The following is an 11,745-nucleotide window of genomic DNA, read 5'->3' on the forward strand; positions in this document are numbered from 1 at the left end:
CGAACATCCCGGTCTGCCCGCCACCACCCCGGTCCGACGCCGGTCGAGGGCTCAGCCCCAGGGGGAGGGCGGGAACCAGAGGTAACCGAGCCTGGCCAGCATCCGTACATCCCAGTAGACGACGGTGAAGACCCCGGCGACCAGGAAGGCCGCCGCGGTCACCACGCTGATCCGGGCGGGCCTGGACGCCAGCACCCGTTGCAGTCGGCCGCCCGTTCCATAGGCGAGCGCCACGAACAGCACTGCCATGACGGCGATGTTGCCGATCGACTGCAGGAGGAACGCTCCCGCGCCGTAGAGCGGGTTGTGGGTGGTGGCGGCGTGTCGGAACAGGTCGCGGAAGAGCGGGTACGGGCGGCCCACCAGGAAGCCGCCGATCAGCGCGCCGACGAGCACCAGCGGTGCGTTCGGGAAGCGCCGGGACAGCCCGGCCAGCGGGTCCCGGACCAGGCCGACGGCGGCCAGGCCGAGCACGATCATCACCAGCCCGATCAGGCCGAAGGCCGTCATCGACTGCAGCGCCCGGGGCGTCAGGCCCTTGCCCGCGGCCGTCGAGAACTGCGGCATGTGCGTGCCGACGAGGCCGACCAGCGCGCCGTAGGCGGCGGAGACCGGCGCCATGCCCGCGAAGACCCAGCCCAGCGGCTTGGCGACGTGCAGGAGCCGGCGGCGCAGCGACGGCGACTGCCCGACCAGCGGGCCGACCGCGCCGAAGGCCGCGATGTTGCACGCGGTGAAGGAGCCGGCCAGCCCGGAGACGAAGGCGAACAGGACGCCGGAGACCACCCCGGTGATCGGCGTGCCGTGGGCGTCGTGGCCGAGCAGGGCGTCGGCGGTGCCGAAGCCGATCTGGTCGTCGACCAGGTTCGCGTTCCAGGCGTACGCCAGCAGGAGCCCGCCGAGCGTGCCGAGCAGCACGGTCGGCCAGCGGCGCCGGGGGAAGTCGCCGGTGACGAACAGCGAGGTCCGGGTGGGGAGTTGACGTGGGGCGTGGCCGGCCGTGGTGTCCGGCTGACCCGATGCGTACGTGCTCATGGCGGCGTCTCCTCGTCGGCCGATGCCGGGTGCTCAGTTCCCCCGGCCGTAGCCGGAGCCGACGATCCGCTTCGCGCCCTCGGCGTAGTAGCCCGGGTCCTCGGGGAGGTCGGTGGCCAGGCCGTCGACGTACCGGTTGTACATGCAGAACGCGGCGGCGATCAGCACGGTGTCGTGGATCTCGGTGTCCCCGGCGCCGGCTGCGCGGGCGGCCGCCACGGCCTCGTGCGAGACCGGCCCGACCCGCTCCTGCACCTCGGCCGCGATCCGCAGCAGGGCCCGCATGCGGTCGGTGAGCGGCGCGGTGGCGGGATCGGCCAGGACCGCCTTCACCACGTCATCGCCCTCCTCCAACTGCGCTGCGGCGAAGGCACCGTGGGCCCCGGTGCAGAAGCGGGTGCCGTTGAGGTGCGAGACGTAGGCGGCGACGAGCTCGCGCTCGCCCCGGCTCATCGGGGCCGGCGCGCGCAGCAGTGCGTCGGCGAGCAGCCCCAGCGGGGCGGCGGTGTCCGGGCGCAGCGCCAGCAGGCCGCTGATCCCCGGCAGTCCGTTGTCGATGGCGATGTGCGGCACGGATGTACTCCCTCGGTCGGGAAGGACGGACGGCGCTCCATCGTCTTGAGCGTCGCGCCGGTCCGCCAACTCCGAGATTGCCCTGGCACTTGAAGGAGGTGGGCGGACGGTTAGCCTTGAGTCTCCAGTGACTGGAGACGGCAGAGTGAGGGCCATGGACGCGACGACCCTCTACTCGATCGGGGAGCTCTCCCGGCGAACCGGCCTGTCCGTGCGGACGATCCGGTTCTACTCCGACTCGGGGATCGTGGCGCCGACCACCCGAAGTCCCGCCGGCTACCGGCGCTACGACCTCGACGCCCTGCTCCGCCTGGAACTCGTCCGCACGCTGCGCGAGTTGGGCATCGACCTGGCCGCGATCCGGCGGATCGCGGACCGCGAGCTCCCGATGGCCGAGGTCGCCGCCGCGCACGCCGACGCCATCGACGTGCAGATCCGGGAGCTGCAGCTGCGCCGGAGCGTGCTGCGCGTCGTGGCCGGGCGCGGTTGCGACCCCGAGGAGACCAGACTCGTGCACAAGCTCACGCAATTGTCCGCCGACGAACGGCGGCGGCTGATCGACGACTTCATCGCCGGCACCTTCGGCCCGGCGGACGATGCCCCTGCGGACGGCGCCCCGGCTGAAGCCGCCCCGGCCGCGGCCGCCATGGTCCGGGCCGCGACCCCCGACCTTCCCGAGGAGCCGACCACCGAACAGGTCGCCGCGTGGGTGGAGCTCGCTGAACTGGTCGGCGAGGAGGACTTCCGGGCCCGGATGCGCCGGACGCTCCCGCACCAGGCCGGCGGGCGCACGCCCGGCATCGAGCGCGAGGCGGGCGAGGAGCTGACGGCGTTCACCCGTCAGAAGGTGGCCGAGGCGACGGAGGCGGGCGTCGACCCGCACGGCGACGGTGCCGCGCCCGTCGTCGACGAGCTCGTGCGGCGCTACGCCGACGCGTTCGCGCGCACCCCGGACGCGGAGTTCCGGGACTGGCTGGCCCAGCGCTTCGAGGAAGCGCACGATCCGAGGGTGGACCGGTACTGGCGCCTGGTCTGGATCGTCAACGGCTGGCAGGTGGTGCCCGGTCTGACCCCGGTGCACTCCTGGCTCGCCCGGGCCCTGCGGCACCAGGGCGGCGCGTAGTCCGGCGTGCATCCGCCCGCCCGGGAAGGCCCGGGCGGGCGGAGGACTCGGGCAGGCGCGTCCCTACGGCACGCGGCCCTACTGCATCGGGGTCGGCGTGATCATCGCGAACGGGGCGCCCTGCGGGTCGGCGACCACCGTCATCCGGCCGGCCATCATGTCGAAGGGCGGGACCAGGACGGTGCCGCCCCGCTTGACCAGGGCGTCGACCGTCGAGTCCGTGTCGTCGACGGCGAAGTACGTCAGCCAGTGTGCGGGCGTGCCGGGCGGGTCGTTGGCGAGCAGCGTGGCCCCGCCGACGGCCCGGCCGCCCACGCGCACCTCCCAGTAGGAGTCCGCGCCGTCGAGCGGCTCGATCTCGATGCCGAACGCCTCGCCGTAAAAGGCGGTCGCGGCCTGGATGTCGCTGGTGTGCAGCTCGTTCCAGGTGAGCGCGCCGGCCTCGTTGACGACCTGCGCGCCGAAGAACTCGCCCGGCTGCCAGACGCCGAACACCGAGCCCTGGGGGTCGGCGGCGATGAGCATCCGCCCGAGGTTGCCGACGTCCATCACCGGTACCACCAGCGTGCCGCCGGCCGCGACGATCGCGTCCTGGGTGGCCTGGGCGTCCGTGGAGGCCAGGTAGCTGGTCCACACGGTCGGCGGCTCCGGCATGCCCTCCGGGGCCATCGCCGGCCCGATCCCGGCCGCGGCCTTCCCGTTGAGCTCGCAGACCGCGTACCCGCCGAACTCGGCCGGGCCGGGCTGGCCCTGCCAGCCGAGGACGTCGCGGTAGAAGTCGAGCGCGGCCTGCTGGTCCTTCGCCATGAGGTCGACCCAGCAGGGGGTGCCGGTCGCGTACGGGGTGGTGACTTCAGGCATGATCGCCCTTTCTCCCTGGGGGGATTACCGCCAGCCACCCTTCCGCCGCCGCCCGCCCGCCGCCACCCGACACGCCGCCCCGCGCGGCGACCGGGTGACGGCGGGCGGGCGGGTGACGGCGGCGGCCCGGCCGGCCAGGCCCCCGCCGTCACCTCGCGGTGCTACTTCAGATGCCGGTCGTAGAACCTGCTCCCGTTCTCCAGCTCGAACCGCGGGGTGCCGACGTGCCCGCCCATGTTGGCGTGCAGCGTCTTCTCGGTGCTGCCGAAGGCGTCGAACAGGTCCAGGGCCCGCTGCCGGGGGTTCCCTTCGTCGTCCCACTGGAGCAGGAACAGCAGCGGGATGGTGATCCGCCGCGCCTCGTCGCGCTGGGCCAAGGGCACGTAGCCCCCGGCGAAGAAGCCGGCGGCGGCGATGCGGGGCTCGGTCACCGCGAGCCGGATGCCGACGGCGGTCCAGCCGGAGTAGCCGACCGGTCCGTCGATCCCGGGCAGGGACAGGAGGGCGTCCAGGGTGGCCCGCCACTCCGGGACCGCGTTCTCGACCAGCGGGCCGATGAAGGACTCGAAGATCCCGTCGACCGGCTCGCCGGCCTGCATCGCCCGGCGGAGATCGGCGCGGGCCCGGTCGTCGTCGGCGGAACGGGGGCGGCCACCGCACCCGGCCGCGTCGATGGTGGCCACCGCGTAGCCCTGCGAAGCGGAGTACCGGGCCCGGGCCACGAGCCTGGGCTCGTCCTTGGGCAGGCCGTTGTTGTGGGCCATGAGGATCAGTGGAGCGGGCGCGGATCCGGGCGTCCACAGGGTGCCGGGGATCTCGTCGAGGGTGAATTCGCGTTCGAGGACGCCGTTGTCGAGGCGCTGCTCGGAGGTGAACTGCATGGTCGTGCCTTTCGGGAGTGCACTGGAACGGCGCTCCCGGACGACCTATCGCCCGACCGTGACCCCGGAGGAGAGCACCCATGTCGAATCTGCGTTCACGGGTACCACCTCCTCGTTCTCTCGCACGGCCTCCGGCAGGTTAGCAGCGGTCTCCGCGGTCCACCAAAGCGTTTTACGCGCGGGCCCGGGGCCTGGTCGACACCGAGTTCGGCGGTGCGGCGCGGGCCAGGGTGCTACCCCGGCTCGGCTAGCCGAGCCGGCGCCGGGTCTGCAGGACGAAGGCGACGATGCCGTCGGGTACCTGGTCGCCGACCGAGACCCGGACGTCCGTGACCGTGCCGGACTGCGGAGCGGTGAGCTCGACGAGTACGTGATGGTTCTCCAGGGTGGCCAGCAGCTCGCCGGCCCGGACCATCCGCCCGGGCTCCACGCGGAGCTCGGTCACCCGCATCGGGCCGCCGAACAGCGGCGACGGCGCGATGACCTCGGCCGGCCCCAGCTCGTGCCAGAGCGGTGGTGCCTGCGGCCCGCCGAGGCGCTGTTCGATCCGATCCAGCGCCTCGGCGGCCCTACGGGTGGTGAGGTCGTCGGCATCGGAGAGCCTGCTCAGCAACGGGCCGACGGCCCGGCCGTCCCCCAGTCGGCCCAGCACGTCGAACGCCGCGGACCGCACGAGGTCGTCGGCGTCGTCCAGGCAGTCGACGACCGCCTCGGTCTGGGCAGCCGTGCCGTGCACGGTCAGGCCAAGCAGAGCCGCCCATCGGGCCTGGCTGCCGCGCAGCAGCCCGCGTTCGAGGATCGGCACCGCGCGGGGATCCTCGACGCTTCGCAGCATGCTCATGACCGCCGGTTCAAGCGCGGGATCGGCCGCCACGGCGTCGAACAGGGCGTCCGGAAAGCGGGCGGCCAGGAGGTGCTCCAGCTGGTCGAGGCGTTCGAACTCCCCCCGGCCGAATCGTTCTTCCTCGGCACCCAGGGCGTCCCAGCCCGGGTCGGCCCGACCGGCCAGCACGTCGATCAGCCGGCGCAGACTCGCCGGTCCGGCAGCCACCAGGCTGTCGCCGGCCCGGTCGTCGTCGCCCACGAAACGCACGATGAGGCCATCGATCCGGTCGAGCGTCAGATCCATGCGAGTCGGCTGCTCTTTCGGTCGAGGGGGATCCGCGGCGGAGCAACCGTAGCCGGTCGGTGATCACGGGGGAGTCACACGGTGGCGACGCCACCGCTCGGAGTCGACCGTCGAGACCAGGTGCCACCGGTCAGAAAGAGTCGCAAGGGGGCGGTCGCGCTCGGCCTCGGCGGGTCGAATGTCAGTGCCACTCGCCATGATGGCGTCATGAAGGACATCGCCTCCACGGCCTCCCCTGTCGCCCTGACCTCGACGGACGCGTACGCCGACGCCGTCGCCACCGCCGTGCGGGCCGCCGCCGCGTACTACGCCGACGGCGGCACGCCGCTGGGGGACGACGAGTACGACGCGCTCGTCCGCGCGATCGAGGCGTACGAGCTGGCGCACCCCGACGAGGTGCTGCCCGAGACGCCGACCGGGAAGGTCGCGGGCGGGGCGGCGGTCGGGGACGTGCCGCACAGCGTGCCGATGCTCTCGCTGGACAACGTGTTCTCGGCCGAGGAGCTGGAGTCCTGGGCGGCCGGTCTGGAACGCCGGCTGGGCCGGCCCGTCGCCGCCTGGTGCGTCGAGCCGAAGCTGGACGGCCTCGCCGTGGCCGCCCGGTACCGGGCCGGGCGGCTCGCCCAGGTGCTCACCCGGGGCGACGGCCTCGCGGGCGAGGACATCACGCACGCCGCCGACGCCGTCCTCGGCCTGCCGGCCCGGCTCGCCGAGCCGCTGGACGTTGAGCTGCGCGGTGAAGTCCTGCTCACCCACGAGCAGTTCGAGCAGGCCAACGCCGTCCGCACCGAGCACGGCGCCACGCCGTTCGCCCACCCGCGCAGCGGCGCCGCCGGCACCCTGCGTGCCAAGGACCGTCCGTACCGCGTCGAGCTGACGTTCTTCGCCTACGACGCCCTCGGCCTGCCCGGCCTCGACCACGCCGCCCTCCTCGCCCGGCTCGCCGAGCTCGGCGCGAACACCGCCGCCACCACGGACGCCGCGCCCCGCCGCTGCGCGAGCCTGGCCGAGGCGCAGCAGCGGATTGACGAGATCGCCGCCCTGCGCGCCGCGCTGCCGTTCGGCATCGACGGCGTCGTGGTGAAGGCGGACGCGGTGGCGGACCAGGAGGAGGCCGGTTCGGGCTCGCGCGCGCCGCGTTGGGCGGTGGCCCGCAAGCTCCAGGCGCAGCACAAGGTCACCCGGCTGCTCGCGGTGGAGTGGAACGTCGGTCGCACCGGGATCATCGCGCCGCGCGCCGTCCTCGAACCGGTCGTGATCGACGGCGTCACGGTCACGTACGCGACGCTGCACAACCCGGCGGACATCGAGCGCCGCGGCCTGATGCTCGGCGACCAGGTGTTCGTCTACCGCGCGGGGGACGTGATCCCGCGCGTGGAGGCGCCGCTGGTGGACGAGCGCGCCGGCGCCGAGCAGCCGATCGCGTTCCCCGAGGTGTGCCCGCGCTGCGGTGACGCGATCGACACGTCCGAGCAGCGCTGGCGCTGCGTGCGGGGCAGGGGCTGCCAGGCCGTGGCCTCGGTGATCTACGCGGCCGGGCGCGACCAGCTCGACATCGAGGGCCTCGGCGGCACGCGCGCCGTGCAGTTGGTGGAGAGCGGCCTCGTCAACGACATCGCCGATCTGTTCACCCTCACGAAAGAGCAGCTGCTCACGCTCGACCGGATGGGCGAGACGAGCGCCGACAACCTGCTCGCCGCCCTGGAGACGGCCCGCGTCCGCCCGCTCAACCGGGTGTTCTGCGCGCTCGGCATCCGCGGCACCGGCCGCACGATGTCCCGCCGCCTGGCCGCGCACTTCGGCAGCATGGCCGCGATCCGGGCCGCCGACGCGGAGGCGCTCGCGGGCGTGGACGGCATCGGGGTGGAGAAGGCCGCCGTCATCGTGGCCGAACTCGCCGACGTCGCACCGCTGCTGGACAAGCTCACGGCCCAGGGCGTGGGCCTGGAGGTCACCGAGCCGACGGCGCCGGCCGCCGCCGCCACCGGCGGGGGCGAGGCCCCGGCGGGCCCGCTCGCCGGCGAGGCCGTCGTCGTCACCGGCGCCATGACCGGCGCCCTCGCCGACCTCTCCCGCAACGCGATGAACGAGCTCATCGAGCGCGCCGGCGGCAAGGCCTCGGGCTCGGTGTCCAAGCGCACCACGCTCGTCGTCGCGGGCGACAAGGCCGGCTCCAAGCGCGCCAAGGCCGAGGAGCTCGGCATCCGGATCCTCACCCCGGAGGAGTTCGCGGCCGTGGTCGCCGAGTTCCTGGAGTGACCGAACCGGACCCCGGTTACGCAGAGGTGCGGTAGGGTGACCGACGTCGAACAGGACCGCGATCCAGGGAGGTGAGACCCATCACCGGTACGTCCGAGCGGGTGCTCCCCGGGTCCGGTCGCAGAGACGGCGCGTCGCGCGCATAAGGCGCGGGCGCGTCCCGTCCCACGGCGACAGCCCCGACGGGGCCCTGACGGAGTCGTTCAGCTTTTCTCGATTCCCTCAAGAGGTTCTCCTTGTCGGTCTTCCCTTCCGCAACCCTCCGCTCCTCCGTGGTCTCGCGCCTGCGCACCGCAGGCTGCGTCTTCGCGGAGGACGAGGCGCGGATCCTCCTCAGCGCCGCCGCCACCCCGGCCGAGCTCGCCACGATGGTGCGGGCCCGGGCCGAGGGGCGTCCGCTGGAATACGTCGTCGGCTGGGCCGAGTTCGCGGGCCTGCGGATCGCCGTCGACCCCGGCGTCTTCGTGCCCCGCCGCCGCAGCGAGCACCTCGTCGCCACGGCCACCGCGCTCACCGGCCCGGACGCCGCCGTCGTCGACCTGTGCTGCGGCAGCGGGGCGCTCGGCGCCGGACTCGCGGCCACCGCCCGGGGCGGAGTCGAGCTCCACGCCGCCGACGTCGACCCGGCCGCCGTCCGCTGCGCCCGGCGCAACCTCGCCCCGTACGGCGGGCACGTCCACCAGGGCGACCTCTTCGCCGCCCTGCCCGCCGGCCTGCGCGGCCGCGTCGACGTCCTGCTCGCCAACGTCCCGTACGTCCCCACCGCCGACATCGGCCTCCTGCCGCCCGAGGCCCGCCTCCACGAGGCCCTCCCCGCCCTCGACGGCGGCGCCGACGGCCTCGACGTGCTGCGCCGCGTCGCCGCCGACGCCCCGCAGTGGCTCGCCCCCGGCGGCTCGCTCCTCTTCGAGACCAGCGAACGCCAGACCCCGGCCGCCCTCGCCATCGCCGGGGACGCCGGGCTGCGCGCCACCGCCTCCCACCACGAGGACCTGGACGCCACCGTCATCACGGCAACTCGGCGCTGCTGACGGCGGATCGGATGATGGCGGAGTGGGAAGTCGGCACTGCCGACTTCCCACTCCGCCAATATCCGCGTGCGCCGGTGGCAAACGAGGCTCCCGTTCGATCTCCGCGTGCGAGCACTGACCCGCCAGCGGGGTGCGGCCGGGTCAGACGGCGGAAAGATTCAGCTTGAACGGCGAGCCGTTGGAGCCGGGCGTCCAGCCGTTCGACCGCGCGACCCGAATGCCTGCGGCGACTTCGCGCGGCAGGACGAGTTCGGCCGGCACCAGGCTCGGTGCGAGAAGGGACGGCCGGCCGGTCTCGACGACGAGCGTCGTGCCGGGCCGGGCCGCGTCCTCCACCATGTAGGCCAGGGTGCTGACGTCGACGTCGCAGCACCAGTGCTTCCTGCTCAGTCGCCAGCGGTACTCGACGCCGTCGACGACGATGCGACGGGACCCCTTCTTCACCAGTGCCATGGCTTCGCCCTTCGTGACTGCCCACGGATTTCCGCCGCCAGTCTTCCCGTACGGCACGCGCCTGTCACCGGATTTGGCGCGGTGCTCCGGCGTCGTCGCTCGGCCACCGTCGGCGGTGGCGCGTCAGATCCAGTTCCGGTCACGGGCCACCAGCGCGGCCTGGAACCGGTTCGATGCTCCCAGGCGGCGCATCAGCGCTGCGACATGGCCGCGGTAGGTGCGCAGCGACATGCCGAGTTCGCGTGCTCCGGCCTCGTCCTTGTCGACGCGGGCCATCGCCTGGAGGACCTGTCGTTCGGTCTCGCTCGGCAGTTGCTCCTCGACCCGGCAGGACTGTGACCAGCGGCGTTCGAACAGGGCCAGCAGGTTCGCCAGCAGGCCGGGCTGGCGGACCACGAGGGCGCCGCGGGTGATGTCGTGCGGGTCGACCGCCACCACGGCGGTCTGCCGGTCGAAGATGACCATCCGTTCCAGCGGACCCGCCGTGCCCCGTACTTCGGCGCCCTGCTCCGCCAGTTCCCTCGCGAGGAGGCCGACCTCCGGGCGGTCGAGCGCGCTGGTGTGGAGGATGGTCCGCATCCGCAGGCCGCGTCGCAGGCACTCGAGGTCGGAGCTCCGGACCGAATCGAGGGCGGCGGTGATGATCGGTCCGGGGTGGGTGGTCAGCCGCTCCTCGCGGGTGAAGAAGGACAACTCGTCGATGCACGCGACCACTTGGTCGATTCCCTCGACGCGTTGCAGGTCGAAGGCCGGACCCCGTTGCCCCTGCCGCTGGTCGTCCAGCAGGACGTCCACCACGTGGCGCGAGGAGACGACCTGCCGGATCTCGCTCTGGAGGCCGTGGACGCGGCGCCGTGCCAGCCGTTCGACCACGGCCCTCGGATCGTTGCCGCTGAAGGTGCCGCGGCCGGGCATCTCCCTGACCATGCCCAGGTCCCGCAGCCGGGCGACGGCGGTCCCGGCGACATCCTGGTCCATCCCGCAGCCGAACCGGATCGCGGCGAATCCGATTCCGGGGGAGCGCAGGAGCAGTCGGTAGACCGCTTCCTCCTGGGCGTTCACGCCCAGCGCCGCAAGCGCGTTGCCGTTCATCGGACTCCCGGGAACTCGTCGGAACCGAACGGCGGTCCAGGCCGGGCGCCGCCGTCGAGAACAGATCCTGCAAGGGGGGACCCGGGGCACCCAAGGGGCCTCGGTCCATCGTGGCCGGGACCAATGTCACGTGCGGTGCAGGAACCTGCACGCGGGTTCTGCAGCAAGTGCGGCAGTCGTGCGGATCGATTCCCGTTCGTATGCCAATAGATTCGTTCCGGCCTTCAAGGGAGTGGAGGCAAGGGGGCTCGTCAGTACCGGTACTATTCAGAAGGTTCTTTCGTGCGTCATACGTATCTTCGTCACATTCCGGGGCTCGCCGCCCTCGGCATGGCCGCCGGCATTCCGCTCGTCGCCGCGGGCCCGGCCCGGGCCGCCGAGGCGCCCGCGTGCAAGCCGCTCGCAGTCGAGTACTCCGTCAACGGGGGCAAGACCTGGACCAGGGGCAGCCGGATGAACGAGCCGCATGGGGTCATCGAGGTCCGACTCGTCGGGAAGCCCGACGCCGGCTGCGTCTACAAGGTCTCGCTGGCCTCCTACGACTCCGAGGGCCCGACGTGGTCCTCGTCGGGCGAGCAGGCCTTCCTCGGTTGGGCGACCGCCGTACTTTCCGCCGACAACCCCCGGGCGTCCCTGGACGTATCGGCCCACCTGCCGAAATGCTTCGGCCAACTCGACCTGTACCACGGTGACCGGAAGTTCGACGGTGTCGACAATCCGTTGCCGAACTACCCTGAGGGCGTCATCTACGGGGACCTGATCTCCGCTTGGAACGGCGGCCATTCCTGCAAGCCCGAGCCGACCGCCTCACCGACAGCCACTCCCACGGCAACAGCGAGCCCGACCGCGACGGCCACGGCGATACCCAGTCCGACCGCCAGCACGACGGTTGCGCCGAGCCCGACGGCCACGACCACGGGCGCGCCGAGCCCGAGTGTCACTGCGACAGGTGCGCCGAGCCCGAGCGTCACGGCCACGGTTGCACCGAGCCCGAGCGCCACCGTGACGGCCACGTCGAGTGCTGCGCCGACCGGCGCGGGCTCGCCATCGGCCTCCATCGTGCCGGACGGGAGCCTGGCCGAAACCGGCGGCGACGGCGGCCGGATGCTTGCCTACGGCGTCGGCGGTGCCGCCCTGCTCACCGCCGGTGCAGGCGCGTTCGTGGCCGCCCGCCGCCGGACCGCCAGCCGGTGACGGAGCATCGGCGAGCGGCCTAGGTTCTGTACGGCGGATCTTGTGACCGTCGCATGATCGGCTCGTTGTACTGGTCATGGGGCGGGGAGATCTGAGCAAGGACGAGTGGGACCG

At 73.0% G+C, this 11,745-nt stretch carries 11 protein-coding genes; 4 read left to right on the top strand and 7 right to left on the bottom strand.

Features of this window, described 5'->3' with window-relative positions; translation table 11 throughout:
• Positions 1 to 51: 51 nt before the first annotated feature.
• Complete coding sequence (locus ACFVSN_RS39505; RefSeq protein WP_387958242.1) at positions 52 to 1,035, bottom strand: hypothetical protein; 984 nt, start codon at positions 1,033 to 1,035, stop codon at positions 52 to 54.
• A gap of 33 nt (positions 1,036 to 1,068) precedes the next feature.
• The gene (locus ACFVSN_RS39510) at positions 1,069 to 1,608 is read right to left on the bottom strand and encodes a carboxymuconolactone decarboxylase family protein (protein WP_387958245.1); all 540 of its coding nucleotides are present in this window, start codon (positions 1,606 to 1,608) and stop codon (positions 1,069 to 1,071) included.
• Positions 1,609 to 1,762: 154 nt separating this feature from the next.
• Here ACFVSN_RS39510 and ACFVSN_RS39515 point away from each other — a divergent pair, with 154 nt between their 5' ends.
• Positions 1,763 to 2,731: a MerR family transcriptional regulator gene (locus tag ACFVSN_RS39515; RefSeq protein ID WP_387958247.1), complete on the top strand. Its 969-nt coding sequence runs from the start codon at positions 1,763 to 1,765 to the stop codon at positions 2,729 to 2,731.
• 78 nt (positions 2,732 to 2,809) lie between these two features.
• On the opposite strand, the gene ACFVSN_RS39520 is transcribed toward ACFVSN_RS39515, so the two are convergent.
• The 3 genes from ACFVSN_RS39520 to ACFVSN_RS39530 form a co-directional block, all read right to left on the bottom strand.
• Entirely contained in the window at positions 2,810 to 3,592 is a 783-nt protein-coding gene (locus tag ACFVSN_RS39520) for a VOC family protein (protein WP_387958250.1), read from the bottom strand.
• Between the two features lie 161 nt (positions 3,593 to 3,753).
• Entirely contained in the window at positions 3,754 to 4,473 is a 720-nt protein-coding gene (locus ACFVSN_RS39525; RefSeq protein WP_387958252.1) for a dienelactone hydrolase family protein, read from the bottom strand.
• 247 nt (positions 4,474 to 4,720) lie between these two features.
• A complete protein-coding gene (locus ACFVSN_RS39530; protein ID WP_387958255.1) occupies positions 4,721 to 5,602 on the bottom strand; it encodes a HEAT repeat domain-containing protein in 882 nt (293 codons plus the stop codon).
• Positions 5,603 to 5,809: 207 nt separating this feature from the next.
• Between ACFVSN_RS39530 and ligA the strand changes: the two genes are divergently transcribed.
• Both ligA and ACFVSN_RS39540 read left to right on the top strand, forming a co-directional pair.
• On the top strand, positions 5,810 to 7,861 hold the full coding sequence (gene ligA / locus ACFVSN_RS39535; protein WP_387958257.1) for an NAD-dependent DNA ligase LigA: 2,052 nt from the start codon (positions 5,810 to 5,812) through the stop codon (positions 7,859 to 7,861).
• 236 nt (positions 7,862 to 8,097) lie between these two features.
• Positions 8,098 to 8,892 carry a putative protein N(5)-glutamine methyltransferase gene (locus tag ACFVSN_RS39540; RefSeq protein WP_387958259.1) on the top strand — a complete coding sequence of 265 codons (795 nt, stop codon included), beginning with the start codon at positions 8,098 to 8,100 and terminating at the stop codon, positions 8,890 to 8,892.
• Positions 8,893 to 9,033: 141 nt separating this feature from the next.
• On the opposite strand, the gene ACFVSN_RS39545 is transcribed toward ACFVSN_RS39540, so the two are convergent.
• Both ACFVSN_RS39545 and ACFVSN_RS39550 read right to left on the bottom strand, forming a co-directional pair.
• Positions 9,034 to 9,345 (bottom strand): hypothetical protein, encoded by a 312-nt coding sequence (locus ACFVSN_RS39545; RefSeq protein WP_387958261.1) that lies wholly within the window; start codon positions 9,343 to 9,345, stop codon positions 9,034 to 9,036.
• A gap of 123 nt (positions 9,346 to 9,468) precedes the next feature.
• Entirely contained in the window at positions 9,469 to 10,437 is a 969-nt protein-coding gene (locus tag ACFVSN_RS39550; RefSeq protein ID WP_387958264.1) for a LuxR C-terminal-related transcriptional regulator, read from the bottom strand.
• Positions 10,438 to 10,890: 453 nt separating this feature from the next.
• On the opposite strand from ACFVSN_RS39550, the gene ACFVSN_RS39555 reads away from it, so the two are divergent.
• A complete protein-coding gene (locus ACFVSN_RS39555; protein ID WP_387958266.1) occupies positions 10,891 to 11,631 on the top strand; it encodes a hypothetical protein in 741 nt (246 codons plus the stop codon).
• The last annotated feature ends 114 nt before the right edge of the window (positions 11,632 to 11,745 follow it).

This window comes from Kitasatospora sp. NPDC057904 (assembly GCF_042887925.1).
Taxonomy (GTDB): domain Bacteria; phylum Actinomycetota; class Actinomycetes; order Streptomycetales; family Streptomycetaceae; genus Kitasatospora.

Coding starts and splice junctions, on each gene's coding strand:
- ligA (WP_387958257.1), top strand. CDS start 5,810: ATGAAGGACATCGCCTCCACGGCCTCCCCTGTCGCCCTGACCTCGACG.
- ACFVSN_RS39525 (WP_387958252.1), bottom strand. CDS start 4,473: ATGCAGTTCACCTCCGAGCAGCGCCTCGACAACGGCGTCCTCGAACGC.
- ACFVSN_RS39515 (WP_387958247.1), top strand. CDS start 1,763: ATGGACGCGACGACCCTCTACTCGATCGGGGAGCTCTCCCGGCGAACC.
- ACFVSN_RS39530 (WP_387958255.1), bottom strand. CDS start 5,602: ATGGATCTGACGCTCGACCGGATCGATGGCCTCATCGTGCGTTTCGTG.
- ACFVSN_RS39555 (WP_387958266.1), top strand. CDS start 10,891: ATGAACGAGCCGCATGGGGTCATCGAGGTCCGACTCGTCGGGAAGCCC.
- ACFVSN_RS39520 (WP_387958250.1), bottom strand. CDS start 3,592: ATGCCTGAAGTCACCACCCCGTACGCGACCGGCACCCCCTGCTGGGTC.
- ACFVSN_RS39550 (WP_387958264.1), bottom strand. CDS start 10,437: ATGAACGGCAACGCGCTTGCGGCGCTGGGCGTGAACGCCCAGGAGGAA.
- ACFVSN_RS39545 (WP_387958261.1), bottom strand. CDS start 9,345: ATGGCACTGGTGAAGAAGGGGTCCCGTCGCATCGTCGTCGACGGCGTC.
- ACFVSN_RS39505 (WP_387958242.1), bottom strand. CDS start 1,035: ATGAGCACGTACGCATCGGGTCAGCCGGACACCACGGCCGGCCACGCC.